Origin of the sequence: Nonomuraea sp. NPDC003709, from assembly GCF_040610775.1 — a bacterium.
GTDB classification, from domain to species: domain Bacteria; phylum Actinomycetota; class Actinomycetes; order Streptosporangiales; family Streptosporangiaceae; genus Nonomuraea; species Nonomuraea angiospora_A.
This window is the reverse complement of the sequence record NZ_JBEXMW010000008.1, coordinates 149,689-167,560: the sequence shown is the minus strand read 5'-3', so window position 1 is coordinate 167,560 and position 17,872 is coordinate 149,689. Positions and strand designations below refer to the sequence as shown.

The window sequence follows — 17,872 nt, the reverse complement described above, 5'->3', positions numbered from 1 at the left end:
GCTCCCAGAGAGGTAGTTCATCCCCGTGACCCACGGCCCATGGGCCCAGCAGCCCGCAGAACCCTTGCTGTCGATGTCCGTAGAACCGCTGCTGACCAGGGACTACGACGCGGACCCCGCCTTCGTCCACGAACGCCTGCGCAAGAGGTACGGTCCGGTCGCTCCGGTCGACGTCCTCGGCGTGCCGGTCTGGTTCGTCCTCGGCTACGAGGAGGTGCTCCGCGTCCTGCAGAACTCGGGCGGCATCTGGACCAAGAGCGTGGACAGATGGCGGATGAACGTCGAGGGCCGGATCCCCGCGGACTGGCCGCTGCTGCCCGTCTTCCAGATCAACAACTCGGCCTTCTCCGAGGGCGCCGCGCAGCGCCGGTTCCGCAATGCGTGGACGCAGGCGCTGGCGCCGTTCCAGGACCACACCCAGCCGCAGGCCCAGCTGCTCGAACAGGCCGTCGTGCAGTACGCCGACGACCTCATCGGCGTGCTGGCCGAGGGCGGCTCCATGGGCTGGGCCGACCTGGCCGCCCAGTACGCCCGGCCGCTCCCGCTCATGGTCGCCAACCGCATGCTCGGCTTCTCCGCGGCACGCGGCGAAGAGGTCGTGATGGACATCTGGCGGATGATCGACGCCGGGCCCGACGCGGCCGCGGCGTTCGAGCGGCTGTACGCGGCCATGACGGAGCTCGCGGCCGCCAAGCGGGAGCGGCCCGGCGAGGACCTGCCCTCCTACATGATCGCGGCCGCTCCGGACCTCACGCTGGACGAGCTGGCCCGCGAGCTGCTCATGCTTCCCGGCCTGCTCGACTTCACCGCCAGCCTCGTCTGCAACGTCGTCGTCGAGGTCGTCTCCAACCGGGACGTGCGGGCGAGCCTGTCGGTGGGCGCGATCGACGAGACGGTCAACCGGGTCGCGCTGCTCAACCCGCCGATGGCCAACCTGACCTTCCGTTTCCCCAAGACCGACGTGAAGATGGGCCACTACACGATCGCCGCCGGCGATCCGGTGATGCTCTCCGTCGCGGGCGCCCACGCCGATCCGCGCTTCGCCGGGGCGCTCGACCACGAGGCCATCCGCAGCACCCGCGCGCACCTGGCGTGGGGCGCGGGGCCGCACAGCTGCCTGGGGCACCGGTTGGCGACCCAGATGACGACGATCGCCGTGCGCCGGCTGTTCAGCCGGCTCACCAAGATCAAGCTCGCGCTCCCGGCCGACCAGCTGCCCTGGCGCCCCTCCCCCTTTATGCGCGCCCTGCGGTCCCTGCCGGTCCAGTTCGAGCTCGCCGAGGGCTACGTACCGGCGGGCGAGCGCGCCGCCGACGGCGCCGACGCGCCCGCGGCGCAGCCGTCCGCGGCGGGCGAGGCCCAGGCCGGGCCGGACTCGTCCCGGTCCGGCGGGTTGTGGGGCTTCCTGCGCGGCCTGCGCCTCAAGCGCTGACCGGCCGGGTCCGCCTCGGTGTCAGGCCGGGTCCTTGATCTCGCAGATCACGGTCCCGGCCGCCACCGTGGCCCCGACCTGGGCGGACATCCCGACGATGGTCCCGGCCTTGTGAGCGGTGAGCGGCTGCTCCATCTTCATGGCCTCCAGCACCACGATGGTGGCCCCGGCGGTCACGTCGTCGCCGTCGGTGGCCATCACCTTGACGATGGTGCCCTGCATCGGGCTGACCAGGGCGTTCCCACTGGCTGCGGCCTTGGCCGCGCCTCTCTTCTCGCGCCGGGGAGCGGCCTTGGCGGCCGCGCGCGGCTTCGCGGTGCCGGCGGGGAGCACGACCTCCAGGCGCTTGCCCGCCACCTCGACGGTGATCCGCTCGCGCTCGCCCTGCTCCGGGGCCTCGCCGGGCACGCCGTCGTAGGGAGCGATCAGGTTGTCGAACTCGGTCTCGATCCACCTGGTGTGCACGGTGAAGGGGACGGCGGTGAACGCCTCCTCCGCCACCACGGCCCGGTGGAACGGCAGCACGGTCGGCATGCCGTCGATCCCGAACTCCGCCAGCGCCCGGCCGGCCCGCTGGAGGGCCTGCTCGCGGGTGGCGCCGGTGACGACCAGCTTGGCGATCAGCGAGTCGAAGGCGCCCGGCACGGTCTCGCCCTGCTCATACCCGGCGTCGAGGCGGACACCGGGGCCGGAGGGGGCCTGCCAGCCGGTGATGGTGCCGGGGGCGGGCAGGAAGTTGCGTCCCGCGTCCTCGGCGTTGATCCGGAACTCGATCGAGTGGCCGCGCGGCTCGGGATCGTCGTAGCCGAGCTCCTCCCCCGCCGCGATCCGGAACATCTCGCGCACCAGGTCGATGCCGGTGACCTCCTCGGTGACCGGGTGCTCCACCTGCAGGCGGGTGTTGACCTCCAGGAAGGAGATCGTGCCGTCCTGGCCGACCAGGAACTCGCACGTCCCGGCGCCGACGTAGCCGGCCTCGCGCAGGATCGCCTTGGAGCTCCGGCGCAGCAGGGCCTCCTGCTCGCCGGTGAGGAACGGCGCGGGCGCCTCCTCGACGAGCTTCTGGTGGCGGCGCTGCAGCGAGCAGTCGCGGGTCGAGACCACGACCACGTTGCCGTACGCGTCAGCCAGGCACTGGGTCTCCACGTGGCGGGGCCGGTCCAGGTAGCGCTCCACGAAGCACTCGCCCCGCCCGAACGCGGTCACGGCCTCGCGCACGGCGCTGTCGTACAGGTCGGGGATCTCCTCCAGGGTGCGGGCGACCTTGAGCCCGCGCCCGCCGCCGCCGAAGGCCGCCTTGATCGCGATCGGCAGGCCGTGCTGCTCGGCGAAGCGCAGGACCTCGTCCACGCCGGACACCGGGTCGGGGGTCCCGGCCACCAGGGGCGCGCCGACCTTCTGGGCGATGTGCCGGGCCTGCACCTTGTCGCCGAGCGCGGTGATCGCCGCGGGGGGCGGCCCGATCCACACCAGCCCGGCGTCGATGACCGCCTGGGCGAAGCCGGAGTTCTCGGCCAGGAAGCCGTACCCGGGGTGCACCGCGTCGGCGCCCGACCGCGCGGCCACCTCGATGATCTTCTCGATCGACAGGTACGTCTCCCCCGGCGTGGCGCCGCCCAGCGCGTACGCCTCGTCGGCCATCCGGACGAAGAGCGCGTCGCGGTCCTGGTCGGCGTAGACCGCCACGCAGGCGATCCCCGCGTCGCGGCAGGCCCGGACGATCCGGACGGCGATCTCGCCGCGGTTGGCGACGAGCACCTTGCGCAAGGTCGTGCTCACAGGGATCCTCCAAGACTCCAGCTCGACTCCCGCCATCCGCGGGGGCCGTTCACCAACGGGCGGCGCAGCACACGGCGGCGCGCAGACGAGCCACCGACGGGCGGCTCGGGAACGTCGTCATCTGCGAGAGCGCGCAGCGCCACGACCAGCGCGGCCAGCTCTTCCGGCGAAGGATCGCCCTTGATCACGTTCATAGCGGGATGTTCCCGTGCTTCTTGGGCGGCAGGGCGTCGCGCTTGCCGCGCAGCAGCCGCAGCGCGCGGGTGACCTCGCGCCGGGTCTCGCTCGGCGCGATCACCGCGTCCACATAGCCGCGCTCGGCCGCCAGGTAGGGGGTGGCGAGGGTGTCCTCGTACTCGCGCACCAGCTCGGCCCGCAGCGCGTCCGGGTCGTCGGCGGCGGCCAGCCGCTTGCGGTGCAGGATGTTGACCGCGCCCTGGGCGCCCATCACCGCGATCTGCGCGGTCGACCAGGCCAGGTTCACGTCCGCGCCCAGGTGCTTGGAGCCCATCACGTCGTACGCCCCGCCGTACGCCTTGCGGGTGATCACCGTGACCAGCGGGACCGTGGCCTCGCCGTAGGCGTACAGGAGCTTGGCCCCACGCCGGATGATGCCGTTCCACTCCTGCTCGGTACCGGGCAGGAAGCCGGGCACGTCCACGAGCGTGAGCACCGGGATGCTGAACGCGTCACACGTGCGCACGAACCGGGCGGCCTTCTCGGAGGCGTCGATGTCGAGCGTGCCCGCCAGCCGCATCGGCTGGTTGGCCACCACACCCACCGACCGGCCCTCCACGCGCCCGAAGCCGACCACGATGTTCGGCGCGAACAGCGGCTGCACCTCCAGGAACTCGCCGTCGTCCAGCAGGGCCGCGATGACCTCGTGCATGTCGTACGGCTGGTTCGGCGAGTCCGGCACCAGCTCGTCCAGCGCCAGATCGTCGGCGCCGAGCTCCAGATCGGCCTCGAACTCGGGGTGCGGCGCGTCGTCCAGGTTGTTCTGCGGCAGGTACGACAGCAACGCCCGGGCGTAGTCGAGCGCGTCGTCCTCGTCATGGGCCAGGTAGTGGGCGATGCCGCTGCGGCTGTTGTGCACCCGGCCGCCGCCCAGCTCCTCGAAGGTGACGTCCTCACCGGTGACGGTCTTGATGACGTCCGGGCCCGTCACGAACATGTGCGACGACTCGTCCACCATGATCGTGAAATCGGTGAGGGCCGGCGAGTAGACGTGGCCGCCCGCGCACGCGCCCATGATCAGGGAGATCTGCGGGATCACGCCGGAGGCCCGGATGTTGCGGCGGAAGATCTCGCCGTAGAGGCCGAGCGAGACGACGCCCTCCTGGATGCGCGCCCCGGCGCCCTCGTTGATGCCGATGATCGGCACGCCGTTCTTCATGGCCAGGTCCATGACCTTGCAGATCTTCTGCCCGTACACCTCCCCCAGGCTGCCGCCGGAGACCGTGAAATCCTGCGAGAAGACGCACACCTGGCGGCCGTCGACCGTCCCGTAACCGGTCACCACTCCGTCGCCGTATACGAGCCCGCCGCGGGCCAGCGCGTCCAGCTCGACGAAAGAGCCCGCGTCCAGCAGCCGCTCGATCCGCTCCCGCGCGGTCAGCCTGCCCTTCGCGTGCTGCTTGGCCGCCGCCCGGGCCTCGCCCACGTGAACTGCCTCGTCCAACCGCTCCTTGAGGCGGGCCAGGCTGCCCGCTGTGCCCTGCGCTGACATGCACCACTCCGCCGATAAGACCCACCGATAAGACTCAGTTTCATATTGACGATACTCAGTTTCGCACGCTTGGATACCCCTAACTTTCGGGAGAATGACCACGTGCCGAAACCGCCCATCAGCCAACGCCTCGCCGAAGCCGCCGTGGCGCTGTTCGACGAGCGCGGCTACGACGAGACCACCGTCGACGACATCGCCGCGCGAGCGGGCGTGAGCCGCAGCACGTTCTTCCGCTACTACCGCTCCAAGGAAGACGCGATCTTCCCCGATCACGACACCCTGCTGGAGAGGATCGCCGCGCGGCTGCGGGCCTCGACCGCGGACACCGCGATCGTCGCCATCACCGACGCGGTGCGCATCGTGCTCGCCCACTACGTCGACGACGCCGAGGTGTCGCTGCGCCGATATCGCCTGGTCCGCCGCGTGCCGGCGCTACGCGACAGGGAGATCGCCAGCGTGGCCCGCTACCAGCGGCTGTTCCGCGAGTTCGTCGGCGAGTGGCTCGGCGACTCCCCCGACGCCGGCCTGCGCGCCGAGCTCATGGCCGCCTCCGTGGTGGCCGCGCACAACCAGGTGCTGCGGGGATGGCTGCGCGCGGGCGGCACGTACGACCCCTCCGGCCCCCTCGACCACGCGCTCCGGTACGTGATCGCCACCTTCCGCCACCTGGAGCAGCCGCAGGACAAGGGCGACCAGATCGTCGTCGCCACCTTCAGCCGCGCGGCCTCGCCCCAGGACGTCATGGCCGTCATCCAGCAGCACCTGGAGTCGTCCACGTAGAAAACGCAACCCCTGACAACCCCCTCTTTTCGAAGGGGCTCAGCGGGCGAGGCCCGCGTCGCGGGCGCGGATGATGGCCTCGGTGCGGTCGGCCACGTGCAGCTTGGCGAAGATGTTGGACACGTTGTTGCGCACGGTCTTGGGCGACAGGAACAGCTCCGAGGCGATCTGCGGATTCGACCGGCCGGCCGCGATCAGCGTGAGGATCTCCAGCTCGCGCGGCGTGAGCTGCGGGAACGCCGAGTCCTCGGTGGGCGGCGCGGTGAAGAACTCGGTCACCCGCCGGGCGATCGACGGCCCGAAGATGGCCTCGCCGTGGGCGACGGCCTGGATGGCGCGGACGATCTCGGCCTGGTTCGCGCCTTTGAGCAGGTAGCCGCGGGCTCCGGCGCGCATCGCCGCGAACAGGGTGGCGTCCTGCTCCGACATGGTCAGCATGACCACCCCGATGTGCGGGCTGTCGGCGACGACCCGGCGGGTGGCCTCGATGCCGTCCAGCTCCGGCATGCTGACGTCCATGACCACGATGTCCGGCTGCAGGTCGGCGGCCAGCCCGACGGCCTCCCGCCCGTCCGCGGCGGTGCCCACGACGTCGATGCCGGGCAGGGAGGCCAGCAGCGCCGCCAGCCCGTCGCGGTAGACCGGATGGTCGTCGGCGAGCAGCACTCGGATCGTCTCATCGGACACCGGCCACCTCCGTGGTCTGTTCGAGGGGAAGTCGCGCGCGGACGAGCGTCCCGCCGCCGGGCGGGCAGGTGACCCGGCACTCCCCGCCGAGCTCGGCCGCCCGCTCGCGCAGGGACAACATACCGACCCCGGCCTCGACGTCGTTGCCGATGCCGCGGCCGTCGTCGCGTACCGTGATCTCCAGGGTTCGCCCGCGCACACCGAGCATGATCTCGCAGTGCGTCGCCGCGGCGTGCCGCACCACGTTGGCCAGCGCCTCCGACACGATCCGGTACGCGGCCACCTCCACCGCGGCGGGCAGCGAGCCGAGCGCGTCGTCGCCGGTCACGGCGATCTGCAGGCCGCCGGAGCGGACCCGGTCGGCCTGCTGCTCCACGGCCCGGAGCACGCCGAGCTCGTCGAGCGCCGGCGGGCGCAGGTCGTGCACCAGGCGGCGGACGTCGGCCAGCACGACGGAGACCTCGGCCGCGGTCTGCTCCAGGATGCGGTCGGACTCGGCGGGCGCGGTGGCGGCCAGGTTGCGGGCGGTCTCGATGCGCAGCGCGACGGCGCCGAGGCTGGGGCCGAGGCCGTCGTGCAGGTCGCGGCGGATCCGGCGGCGCTCCTCCTCGCGCGCGGTCACGAGCCTGGCGCGGATGCGCTGCAGGTCGGCGCTGAGCTCGCTGGCCCGCGCCGCCTGGGCGGCCTGCCGGACGAGGTCGCCGAGCAGCCGCTGGTCGCGCTCGGTCAGGTCGGCCCGGCACAGGACCAGCCGGCCCACGGCCTCGTCGCGGTAGGCGACCGGCAGCGACAGCTGCGGCCCGTCCGGGGCGCCGTGCTCGACCACGGTACGCACGCCGCCCGGCCGCTCGATCTCCACCCGTACGTACGGCAGCCGGAACGCCTCGGACACCGTGTGGGCCAGCGCGGCGAGCTGCGCGTCGGGCTCGGTGGTGACCTCGAGCCGCTCGGCGAGCGTCGAGACCATCGCGTACGGGTCGTCGCGCGCCCCGCGCACCAGCCGCCGCGCCGCCCGCCACAACCACGTCCGCAGCGGCGCGTAGGCCACCGAGACGATCGCGATCGCGGCCAGCGCGGAGTCGCGCTCGCCCAGCACGCTGCCCGCGACGGTGAACACGGCCACGTCGATCGCCACCACCAGGACCGCCAACATCCCGTACAGGAAGGTCGCCGGCAGCAGCCGGTCGATGTCGTACAGGCGGTATTCGGTCACCGCGATCAGCACCGCGGCGGAGGTGAGCGCGATCCCGACGCACAGGAGCACCGACGACAGCTGTTCCAGGGGCACCATGAGCACGAACATGTCGGCCAGCGCGGCCCAGGTCAGCCAGCGGATCTGGGCGCGCCGCTCCGCGTCCGCCCGCCGGTAGCGGTGCACCATGACCGCGCAGGGAATGATCAGGCTCACCGCCGCCCCTGCTCGGGCGAGGCCGAGCAGGGCGGCCCACACCTCGTAGGGCAGCTCCAGGCTGACGGCGTCGAGGCCGAGCCGCATGATCTCCGGGGGCAGCGGCGCGTTCTGGAACCGCATCATCGCGGACGCCGGCACGAACAGCCACACCAGCGGCAGGTAGCCGGCCAGCCCCAGGCCGGCGATCGACAGCCGCCGCCAGCCCTTGGCGGCGGGCAGCCGCCCGTCGGGGAAGAGCAGGATCAGCAGCGGCAGCCCGACCAGCAGCGCCGCGCCGAACCGGGCGTAGAACCAGTAGGCCGGCGCGGCCGCGAAACCCCCGGGCGAGGTGTAGATCGCGTACACCGACCAGGCGCCGGAGAAGCCGTTCAACGCCCAGTGCACACCCGACAGGGTCAGCACCCAGGCGACGGGATGCCGGGGCAGCCGCCGCAGCAGCAGCGCGCCGGGCACCGCCTGGGCCAGGCCCGACACCGCGGCCGGCCAGCTCACGGCTTCGAGGCCCGCGCCGGGCGGCAACGAGATCCCGGAATTGCGGACGTCCAGCAGCACCGTGCCGACCGTGAGCACGACCGCGAGCGCCGCCGGGATCGCGGACAGGCGGCTGGCTTTTGTCACCTGAGCATTGTCGCCGGATTTGTGTCCCGTTGTCCCGGGACAGCCTGTCCCGGGACACGGCGGGGCGCCTCGGGACCGGATCAGGGACGGGCGGCTCTGCCGGCCCGGGACAGCGGGCGGACATCGTTGGGGACATCGCAACAAACCGGAAGGAACCCCATGGACGCCCACATCCGCAACGAGCCCGCCCGGGCCCGTACGGACACCCAGGTGCTCAACTCCACCCCCTACACCGGCGCCGCCCCGGCCGTGAGCGAGAGCGCCGTCCGCCGCGCCGGGATCGGGCTGATGGTCGGCTCGCTGACCTGGGCGACGGCCATCTACATCCACGGCACGCAAGGCGTCGGCGTGGGCGAGCGGATCATCGACCTGACCGGGCTGGCGTTCCAGCTCGGCATCTTCTGCCTGCTCTGGGTGCAGATGAAGACGCGGGCGATCGGCACCTCGCGAGGCGCCGCGGTGGCGCTCAAGCTCGAGGCCGCGGTGCTCGGCCTCGCCAGCGTCTGGTCGCTGCTGCACGGCGTCCTGCCGGACGGCGTCAAGGACGAGACCTGGCTGGCCTTCCTCGACATCTGCTGGCCGCTGTCGATGCTGGGCATGGCCGCGATCAGCGTCAAGCTCGCCGTCACCGCGCGGTGGCGCGGGGTGCTGCGCTGGTGGCCGCTCATCGCGGAGAGCTGGGCGGTCGTGACCGTCCCCTGCTACCTGCTGGTCGGCGAGCAGCTGGCCCGCTGGGTCGGCGGCACCCACCTGGTCATCGGGTACGCCGCGCTCGGCCTGCTGATGGCCCTGCGGCCCGCGGCCACCCTCTTCTCCAGATCCGCCTGAGCGAACCGGACGTGCTGTGGAATTTCGAGTTCTGGGACCTCTCGAGGTCCGTGCCGACGACGGGGAGCCCGTCGGCCTGGGCGGGGCCCGCCCGCGCGCGGTGCTGGCCCGGCTCCTCATCGCACGGGGGGTCGTGGTCTCCACCGACACCCTGATCCATGACATGTACGGGGACACGCCGCCGCCCAGCGCGCTGTCGTCGCTGCACTCGTACGTGTCGAACCTGCGCCGGGCGATCGAGCCGGACCGCGGGCCGTGGGCCAAGCCCAAGGTGCTGATCGGCCGGCCGCCCGGCTACCTGCTGGCCGCCGATGACGTGGACGCGTCGCGGTTCGAGGAGCTGGTGGGCCGGTCGGAGTTCCAGTCGCCGGGGGAGGCGCTGACCTGCCTGGACGCCGCGTTCGGGCTGTGGCGGGGCATGCCGTACGGGGAGTTCGGGGACGAGACCTGGGCCCTCACCGAGGTGAGCCGGCTGCGCGAGCTGCGCCTGGTCGCGCTCGAGCGGCGCGCCCGGGCGCTGCTCGACCTGGGCCGCCCGCAGGCCGTGATCACGGACCTGGAGGCGGAGACGGCCGAGAACCCGCTGCGCGAGCGGCTGTGGTGCCTGCTCGCCCTGTCCCTGTACCGCACCGGGCGGCAGGCGGAGGCGCTGGCCGTACTGCGCCGCGCGGCCCGGCAACTGACCGACCAGCTCGGCCTCGACCCCGGCCCCGAGCTGCGCTCCCTCGAACAGGACATCCTCCGCCAGGCCGACTCCCTGGAGCGGGCCGCCCCGGCCACCCTGGTCGTGACGGCCCAGCCCCGGCCGGCTCGCCGGGACGACCGGCTCGCCGAGCTGATGGCGCTGCCCGAGCGGGCCGCACACACCGGCCTGCGGCTGGCGGCGGTGAGCGGCGAGGCGGGGATCGGCAAGACGTTCCTGCTGGAGGAGTTCGGCGAGCACTGCTCGGCCGCGCTCGGGCAGCTCGTGCTCTGGGGGCGCTGCCACGACGCCGAAGGGTTGCCGCCGCTGTGGCCGTGGGTCCAGGTGCTGCGGACGCTCGAACAGCACTGCCCGCCCGGCGACCGGCAGACCCTGGCCGGCCTGCTCGACGCGGACCGCCCGGCCGACGCGCACGCCGTCGCGCGGTGGCTGGCCGCGGCCGCGCGCGTCCGGCCGCTGGTGATCGTCCTGGACGACCTGCAGCGGGCCGACTCCGCGTCGTTGGACCTGCTCAGGGACCTGGTCATGCGGCTGGACGGCGCCGCCGTCACGCTGGTCGCCGCGTTCCGCCCGGGTTTCGACGACCCGCTGAGCCGGCTGGCCCGCTACGACCTCGTCCGCCTGCGCGTCCGCGGCCTGGCGCCGGAGGCCGTACGGTCCATGGCGGCCGGCATGGGCGTTGAGCTCGACGCCGAGGCCGCGGCGCGGCTGGCCGACCGGACCGGCGGCAACCCCTTCTTCGTGCGGGAATGCCTCCTGCTGCGGGCCGGCGGACACGCCGTGGACGCCGTCCCGGAGACGGTCGCCGGGCTGGTGCGGTCGCAGCTCGATGCCGAGGTCGCGGACGTGCTGTCGGTCGCGGCGGTGCTCGGCAGGGAGTTCGACCCGGCGATCGTGACGCAGGTCGCGGGCCCCGAGGCGGCCGACCTCCTCGACCGCGCAACCCGCGCAGGCCTGCTCACCCCCAGCGCCGACCTAACGGCCCGCACGGGACTGCCCGTCCCCAACAACGCCCTCGACCTCACCACCGGCACGGGACTGCCCTTCTCCGGCGACGCGCTCGACCTCACCACCGACGCGGCACTACCCGTCTCTGGCGACGCATTCGACCTCTCCACCGATATGGGGGTGCCCGGCGCGCAGGATGCGCCCGGTCGGGCCGTCGGCGCGGGGTTGCCCGTCGGGGGCAGGCGCGCGTTTCGCGTGGAGCCGGCCGTCGCCGGGGGTGGGCGGCTGGTGTTCGTGCACGATCTGGTGCGGGAGGCGCTGGCCGGGGGCCTGCAGCCACGGCGCAGGGCCGCCGTCCACCGGGACCTGGCCGCCGCCCTGGCCGCCCGCCCGTCCGCCGACGTGGCCGCCATCGCCTGGCACGCCGTCCAGGCGGGCTCGCACGGCGAGGCCGTGCGCTGGGCCGTGGCCGCCGCTGAGCAGGCCGGCCTGCGCCTGGCGTACGCGGAGGCGGCCAGGTGGTGGGGCCATGCGGTGGCCGCCCACGACGCCTCGGGCGGCGACCCCGCCCAGCACGTGGAGCTGCTCCTCCACCACGTCCAGGCCCTGGAGGCGGCCGGCGACCGGGATGCCGCCCGCCGCGCCGGAGCCGCCGCCCTGCGCGCCGCCGACCGCGCCGACGCGGGCGCCGGCCTGGTGGTACGCGCCCTCACCGCGCTCGGCAAGCCCTCCCTGTCGCTGCTACGCGACCCGTACCAAGCGAGCCGGGCCGTGGCGGACCGGCCCCTGACGGGCCTGCCCTTGACAGGCCTGCCCTTGACGGACCGCCACCCGGCAGCCCAGCACCACGCGGGCCAGCACCACGCGGGCCAGCACCACGCGGGCCAGCACCAGCCCGACCGGCGCCTGATGGTCCGGCATCCGGCAGCCCAGGACCAGGTAGGCCGGCATCAGGTGGGCCGGCACCCGGTGGACGACCCCCACCCGCTCACCCGCACCCGCACCCGCGACGACCGCCGTCTCACCGTGCCCCGGCCCCGGGCCCTCACCGGGTTGGCGGACCTCACCGGCGAGTTACACGACCTGGCGGAACACACCGACAACCCTCAGGTCGAGCTGCTCGCCGGCATGGTGGACGCCTGCGGCCGCCTGGAGGCGTTCGACGTGGCCGGCGCCGATCGGGCCGCCGCCCGCTGCGACGCCCTCCTGGAACTCCACCCGCTGCCCTGGCCCCGCTTCCAGCACACCCTCTGGCACGCCAACCGGCTCACCCTCGACGGCCGCTTCGACGAGGCCGACCGCCTCTACGACGACGCCGACGACCAGGCCCGCCACCTCAACCTCTGGCACGCCCGCCAGACCGTCGCCACCGGCCGCGTCGCGCTCGGCTACCACCGCGGCGCCATCGCCGACGCCGCGCCCGTCATCGCCGCCGTCCGCGGCGTCCATCCCACCCTGCACCACGACGCCACCACCCTGCACCTGTGCGCCCAGGGCCACCTCGACCACGCGCGGCGCCTCAACGGCGGCCCCCGTCAAACCCCTCCCCGGGACTGGTCCTGGCTGTCGGCCACCTGCCTGCGCGCCGCCGCCGTCGCCGCGCTCGGCCGCACCCACGAATGCCGTACGGCCTACACCGCCCTGCTCCCCTACAGCGGCCGCATCTCCGCCCTGTCAGCCGTGCTCTGCCTGGGCCCCGTCGACTGGTACCTCGCCCTGCTCGCCACTGCCACCGGCCATCACGACGCCGCCACCGCCCACCTCACCGCCCTCGAACAGCAGGCCGACGCCGCCGGCCTGCACTGGTGGCGCGACCGCGCCGCCGCCACCGGCGTCCGCCGGCATCTCCAGGTCGCCACCAGAGCGTGATCACGTCCTGGACAGCGGTTGGCTGAGCAGGCGGCGCCCCTCGTCCTGGAACCCGCGCTTGCCGTAGAAGTCGAAGAGATGGCTCACGTCGTTGCCGTTGGGGGCGATCACGATCTCCAGGAGAGAACATCCCAGCTCCGCGGCCCAGCTCCGGCTGTCCTCGATCAGCCCGTTGGCCTCGCCGCGCCTGCGCGCCTCCGGGGCGACGTAGAGGTCTTCGAGCTCGGCGATCAGGCCGGACTCGAGCCCGAACGAGGTCGTGGTGATCGCGAACGCGATGATCCGGCCGTGCTCCTCACTCACCGCGACCCGGGCCGCGGGCGAGGTGACCAAGGTGGTGAGGTTGGCGCCGAGGTCGCCTTCCGGCGTGGTGAAGCCGTCCTCCTCGTAGAAAGCGACGGCGAGGGCGAGCAGGGCGGGCAGATCGGCTTCGCGGGCCGTACGGATCGACATGAGGGCCATGATCTCGGCCGATCCGCGGCCTCCGCCAACCGATTTCGTCGTCAGGGTTTCATCAGCCTGCGGGCGATCACCCGCAGGGCGAGGACCTCGTCGGCGCCCTCGAAGATGGACAGCACGCGCGCGTCCACGAACAGCCGCGAGATGCCGTACTCCTCGGCGTACCCGTAGCCGCCGTGCAGCTGCTGGGCCTCCCTGGTGACCCATTCGGCCGCCCGGCAGGCGAGCTGCTTCACCTGCGCGGCCTCCAGCTGGCCGTCGCCGGCCGTCACGGCCCGGGCCGCCGCGAACGTGAAGGCCCGGCACGCGGCGATCGACCCGGCCATCCTGGCGATCTTGGCGCGGGTCAGCTGGTAGTCCGCGAGCGGCCGGCCGAAGACCGACCGCTGCCCCGCGTAGTCCACGGCCAGCTCCAGCGCCGACTGCATGACCCCGACGGCCCTGGCCGCGGTCTGCAGCCGCGCGTTGGCGAACGCCTGCATCTGCAGGTAGAACCCGCGCCCGAGACCGCCCTCCCCGCCGATCAGGTCGGCCGCGGGGACGCGCCAGCCGTCGAAGCGCACCTCGAACGAGTGCATGCCCCGATAGCCGAGCGTACGGATGGCACGCCCCTCGACGGACCCGCCGCCCTTCTGGGTGAGGCGCCATTCGTGGCCGGTGAAGGAGGGTTTGTCCACCACGAAGAGCGAAAGGCCCCGGTGCCCGGCCGGGTCGGTGCGGGCCAGGACGAGGAGGTAGTGGGCGCGGCCGGCGAAGGTGCACCAGGTCTTGACGCCGTTCAGCACCCATTCGTCGCCGTCGCGGGTCGCGCTCGTGGTGATCCGGGCGACGTCGGAGCCGAAGTCGGGCTCGGTGACCGCCACGGCGCACAGCCGCTCCCCCGAGGCGATCAGAGGCAGCCAGCGCCGCTTCTGCTCCTCGGTGCCGCCGCGGGCGATCGCGGTGGCGATGATCTCGGGACGCGTGATGAGCGAGCCGGCGGCGCCCAGCGAGGCCCGGGACAGTTCCTCGGTCACGACCACCATGGCGGCCAGTTCGTCGCCCTCGGCGCCGCCGCCGTACTCGGCCGGGATCGACAGCCCGAAGCAGCCCATGCCGGCGAGCCCGTCGATGATGTCGGCGGGGATGTCCTCGTCGTCGCGGTGGATCCGGTCGGCGACGGGGGCGATGCGGTCGGCGGCGAACTCGCGGAAGGCGGCGCGGACCAGCTGCAGCTCGGCGGACAGGTGCCGGGGCCCCGCCTCGCGGGTGGCCAGCACGCGTTCGGCGACGCGTTCCAGGAACGCCGGGTCGCGTCCCGCGGCGACGTGGGCGGCGACGCCGTCCAGGGCCGTCCCGTCCACGCCCCACAGCGACTCCCTGCCGGTCAGACGACCGGCCAGATCGGCGGCGACGTCGGCGGCATAAAGTAGCGCCAGGTCCGCGCCGTGGCCCGGGCCGGGATCTGCGCCGTGGCCGGCTCCAGGGTCTACGCCGGGGCCACCGAGGTGGCCCGCGTCGGGGTCCGCGACGTGGTCGAGGAGTGCCCCGGCTGCCGCGACCGCCGCCGACATGGACGCCACGTCGTAGGCCACGGCCTGGTCCCGGTCCGCGGAGGCGACGTGGGCGGCGGCACTGCCGACGACGCCCCGCAGCGCCTCCACGACGGCACGCGCGCGGCCGGGCCCGGTCATCTCACGCACGGCCGGCGCCTCCCCCGAACTCGATCGCCAAGGTGCTGTGGGGCTCCTCGTCCTGGCCGAACACGCCCAGCGTGGCCGCGTCGATCCGCCGCAGCAGCGCCGGCCGGCCGCAGAACAGGGGCTTGCGGTTCCGGTGCCGCATGCGCGCCACGGGCGCGCCGTGCCCCTCCAGGCGCAGGACCTCCGCCAGGGCGAGCGTCATCAGGGGCCCGTGCACCACCAGGCCGGGGTAGCCCTCGACGCGGGTGGCGTACGGCCAGTCGTAGTGGATCCGGTGCGGGTTGGACGTCGCCGCGCTGAACCGCATCAGCAGCGTCGGGTCCGTGGCGAACCGCCAGGAACCCTCCCCCTCCCGGGCGAAAGGCGCGCCGGCGGGCGCCAGGGCCGCCGCGGGCCCGGCCGGAGCGGCCTCTTCCGGGACGGCCCCGGCCTCCCGGAAGATGAGGTCCTGCCGTTCCTCGACGGCGAGCCGGTCGTGCTCGTCGTACAGCCGGATGGCGACGACCACGACGACCAGCCGGCCCGAGCGCCCCGGCTTCTCGGTGACCGACTCCACGCGCGCCTCGCGGCGTACCGTGCTCCCCACCGCGAGCGGGACGTGGAAGGCGACCTCGCCGCCCGCGAACATCCGCCGCGGCAGCTCCACCGGGGGCAGGAACGACCCGCGCGCCGGATGGCCGTCCGCGCCGAGCACGGACGAGACGGGCCAGTGGGCCAGGGCGAGCCAGTGCCACAGCGGCGGCAGCGCGTCTCCCGGGCCGACCGCGGGCGTGCCGTCGTCGAACAGCGCCGACAGCGCGGCGACCGGGCCCGGGTCCACCGTCTCCCGGGTGGTGAGGGTGTGCGGTTCCCAGCTCACGTGGACCTTCCCCGCGTCGTCCGGATGACGCCGTTGCTCCGCAGCGCCGCCAGCTCCGCCGCGGACAGGCCGAGCTCGGCCCGCAGCACCTCCTCGGTGTGCCCGCCGACCTCGGGCGACGCCTCAGGAGGGGCCTGCTCGCCGTCCATCACCAGCGGCGAGCCCGGCGCCCAGTGCTCGCCGACCCCGGGCTGGGCGATCTTCCCCATCAGCGGGTTCCCGGGCAGCGTCGCGGCCAGCTCCGTGAAGCTCCGGTACGTCGACCACAGCACGCGGGTGGCCCGCAGCGCCTCTTCTGCCTCGGCGAGCGTACGGGTCTCGAACCAGCTCGCGATCAGGTCGCCGAGCACCCTGCGGTGCCGGTAGCGCTCGGACTCCGCGCCGAAGTCCACCCCGAGGGCGGCGGCCAGCGCGGAGACCACGCCGGTGAGGCCGGTGGCGGCGAGGAGGTCGCGCCAGTGCCGGTCGGTGAGCGCCACGACCATCAGCCGCCCGCCGTCGGCGGTGGCGAAGTCCCGGCCGAAGGTGCCGTAGACGTGGTTGCCGATCCGCTCGCGCGAGGTGCCGTTCAGCTGCGCCTCGGCGAGGTAGCCGAGGCTTCCGGCGACCGCCAGGGCGACGTCCTCCAGCGCCACCCGCACCTGCTGCCCCTCCCCCGTGAGTACGCGGTGCCGCTCCGCGGCCAGCAGCCCGACCGCCAGGTAGAGGCCGGCGGCCAGGTCCCAGGCGGGCACCACGCCGTTCACCGGCTGCCCGGCGTCCTCCGGGCCGGTCAGCAGCGGGAACCCGGTCGCCGCCTGGACCGTGTAGTCCACCGCGGTCCCGCCGTCGCGGCGGCCGGTGAGCAGCACGTGGATCACGTCGGGGCGGCGGGCCCGCAGCGCCTCGAAGGTCAGCTCCGGGTGCCGGTCGGCGTTGCTGATCACGATCCCGCCGCGCCGTCCCCCGCCGACGACCAGGTCGGCGACGAGCCGCCGCCCGTCCTCGGCGGACAGGTCCACCTCGATGGCGCGTTTGCCCTTGTTGAGGCCCGACCAGTACAGGCTCGTCCCGCTCGCGGCCAGCGGCCAGCGCGTACGGTCGGGAGCCCCGCCGATCGGCTCGACCCTGATCACGTCGGCGCCCAGCTGCGCCAGCGTCATCCCGCACAGCGGCGTGGCCACGTAGCTGGAGAGCTCGACGATCCGCAGCCCGCTCAGCGGCCGCGCGGCATCCTTGCTCAACGGGTGGTCCCGATCACGCACCCGACCAACCTAACCGAACCGTTCACATCGGGCCCTCGCTAACATCCGTCTCGGACAACCCAGAAAGGCATGGCATGAGCGAGCACCCCCTGTGGCCCACGACCGGCGAGGCGACCATCACCGCCTTCCCCGTACGGCACGACGGCCCCAGCCCGGCCGTCGTGGTCCTCCCGGGCGGCGCCTACCACCACCTCGCCGACCACGAGGGCGCGCCGGTCGCGCGCTGGCTCAACTCGCTGGGCATCGCGGCGTTCGTCGTGCGCTACCGGATCGCGCCGCACCGCCACCCGCTGCCCCTGCTCGACTCCGCCAGGGCGGTGCGCTGGGTGCGGCACCACGCCGCCTCGACCGGCGTGGACCCGGCCCGCGTGGGGGTGCTCGGCTTCTCGGCGGGCGGCCACCTGGCCGGGCTGCTCGCCACCGAGGCGGGCTCCATGCTGCCGGAAGGCCCGCACGACGCCGTCGACGGGGCCGATCCCCGCCCCGGGCTCGCCGTGCTCTGCTATCCCGTCGCCGCGCTCACCGGACCGGCCGCCCACCAGGGCTCGGCCGCCAACCTGCTCGGCCCGGACGCGCCCGAGTCCGTACGCTCCGAGCTGTCGCTCGGCGACCGCGTCGGCCCGGCCACGCCGCCCATGTTCCTGTGGCACACGGCCGACGACGAGGCGGTCCCCGTCGAGAACACTTTCCAGGTGGCCCGGTCGCTCGCCCGCCACCGGATCCCCCTGGAGGTGCACGTCTATCCCAGCGGCCGGCACGGGCTGGGGCTGGCCGAGGCCGATCCCGTCGTGGGCGACTGGACCGGCCGCTGCGCCGCCTTCCTGCGGTCCCGGGGCTGGTAGGG

At 73.8% G+C, this 17,872-nt stretch carries 14 protein-coding genes; 5 read left to right on the top strand and 9 right to left on the bottom strand.

The features are described from left to right. The first annotated feature begins 73 nt into the window (after positions 1–73). A complete protein-coding gene (locus ABZX61_RS25130; RefSeq protein WP_355198113.1) occupies positions 74–1,432 on the top strand; it encodes a cytochrome P450 in 1,359 nt (452 codons plus the stop codon). A 21-nt stretch (positions 1,433–1,453) separates the two neighbouring features. Here the strand turns inward: ABZX61_RS25130 and ABZX61_RS25125 are convergent, their stop codons facing one another. The 3 genes from ABZX61_RS25125 to ABZX61_RS25115 are packed head-to-tail and all read right to left on the bottom strand — an operon-like array spanning position 1,454 to position 4,940. Beyond that, complete coding sequence (locus ABZX61_RS25125; RefSeq protein WP_355198578.1) at positions 1,454–3,199, bottom strand: biotin carboxylase N-terminal domain-containing protein; 1,746 nt, start codon at positions 3,197–3,199, stop codon at positions 1,454–1,456. A gap of 8 nt (positions 3,200–3,207) precedes the next feature. Next, entirely contained in the window at positions 3,208–3,405 is a 198-nt protein-coding gene (locus tag ABZX61_RS25120; protein ID WP_355198111.1) for an acyl-CoA carboxylase subunit epsilon, read from the bottom strand. Next, entirely contained in the window at positions 3,402–4,940 is a 1,539-nt protein-coding gene (locus tag ABZX61_RS25115) for an acyl-CoA carboxylase subunit beta (RefSeq protein WP_350726962.1), read from the bottom strand. Before ABZX61_RS25115 ends, ABZX61_RS25120 begins: the two co-directional genes overlap by 4 nt. 102 nt (positions 4,941–5,042) lie before the next feature. On the opposite strand from ABZX61_RS25115, the gene ABZX61_RS25110 reads away from it, so the two are divergent. Next, the gene (locus ABZX61_RS25110) at positions 5,043–5,720 is read left to right on the top strand and encodes a TetR family transcriptional regulator (RefSeq protein WP_355198109.1); all 678 of its coding nucleotides are present in this window, start codon (positions 5,043–5,045) and stop codon (positions 5,718–5,720) included. A 39-nt stretch (positions 5,721–5,759) separates the two neighbouring features. Here the strand turns inward: ABZX61_RS25110 and ABZX61_RS25105 are convergent, their stop codons facing one another. Together ABZX61_RS25105 and ABZX61_RS25100 are read right to left on the bottom strand one after the other, a co-directional pair. After that, the gene (locus ABZX61_RS25105; RefSeq protein WP_355198107.1) at positions 5,760–6,407 is read right to left on the bottom strand and encodes a response regulator transcription factor; all 648 of its coding nucleotides are present in this window, start codon (positions 6,405–6,407) and stop codon (positions 5,760–5,762) included. Further along, a complete protein-coding gene (locus ABZX61_RS25100) occupies positions 6,397–8,436 on the bottom strand; it encodes a sensor histidine kinase (RefSeq protein WP_355198105.1) in 2,040 nt (679 codons plus the stop codon). The genes ABZX61_RS25105 and ABZX61_RS25100 overlap by 11 nt, the downstream gene beginning before the upstream one ends. A 159-nt stretch (positions 8,437–8,595) precedes the next feature. On the opposite strand from ABZX61_RS25100, the gene ABZX61_RS25095 reads away from it, so the two are divergent. Beyond that, on the top strand, positions 8,596–9,264 hold the full coding sequence (locus ABZX61_RS25095) for a hypothetical protein (RefSeq protein WP_355198103.1): 669 nt from the start codon (positions 8,596–8,598) through the stop codon (positions 9,262–9,264). Between the two features lie 16 nt (positions 9,265–9,280). Beyond that, positions 9,281–12,784: a BTAD domain-containing putative transcriptional regulator gene (locus ABZX61_RS25090; RefSeq protein ID WP_355198102.1), complete on the top strand. Its 3,504-nt coding sequence runs from the start codon at positions 9,281–9,283 to the stop codon at positions 12,782–12,784. Here ABZX61_RS25090 and ABZX61_RS25085 read toward each other — a convergent pair whose 3' ends face one another. Genes ABZX61_RS25085 through ABZX61_RS25070 form a run of 4 tightly spaced genes read right to left on the bottom strand, consistent with a single transcriptional unit; the run spans position 12,785 to position 17,028 of the window. Beyond that, positions 12,785–13,237 (bottom strand): GNAT family N-acetyltransferase, encoded by a 453-nt coding sequence (locus ABZX61_RS25085; RefSeq protein ID WP_355198100.1) that lies wholly within the window; start codon positions 13,235–13,237, stop codon positions 12,785–12,787. It abuts the gene before it with no gap. A 50-nt stretch (positions 13,238–13,287) separates the two neighbouring features. Further along, a complete protein-coding gene (locus ABZX61_RS25080; RefSeq protein ID WP_355198576.1) occupies positions 13,288–14,916 on the bottom strand; it encodes an acyl-CoA dehydrogenase family protein in 1,629 nt (542 codons plus the stop codon). Position 14,917: 1 nt separating this feature from the next. Then, positions 14,918–15,784: a MaoC family dehydratase N-terminal domain-containing protein gene (locus tag ABZX61_RS25075; RefSeq protein WP_355198098.1), complete on the bottom strand. Its 867-nt coding sequence runs from the start codon at positions 15,782–15,784 to the stop codon at positions 14,918–14,920. After that, complete coding sequence (locus ABZX61_RS25070; RefSeq protein ID WP_355198096.1) at positions 15,781–17,028, bottom strand: CoA transferase; 1,248 nt, start codon at positions 17,026–17,028, stop codon at positions 15,781–15,783. Before ABZX61_RS25070 ends, ABZX61_RS25075 begins: the two co-directional genes overlap by 4 nt. 74 nt (positions 17,029–17,102) lie before the next feature. Here ABZX61_RS25070 and ABZX61_RS25065 point away from each other — a divergent pair, with 74 nt between their 5' ends. Next, complete coding sequence (locus tag ABZX61_RS25065; protein WP_355198094.1) at positions 17,103–17,870, top strand: alpha/beta hydrolase; 768 nt, start codon at positions 17,103–17,105, stop codon at positions 17,868–17,870. The last annotated feature ends 2 nt before the right edge of the window (positions 17,871–17,872 follow it).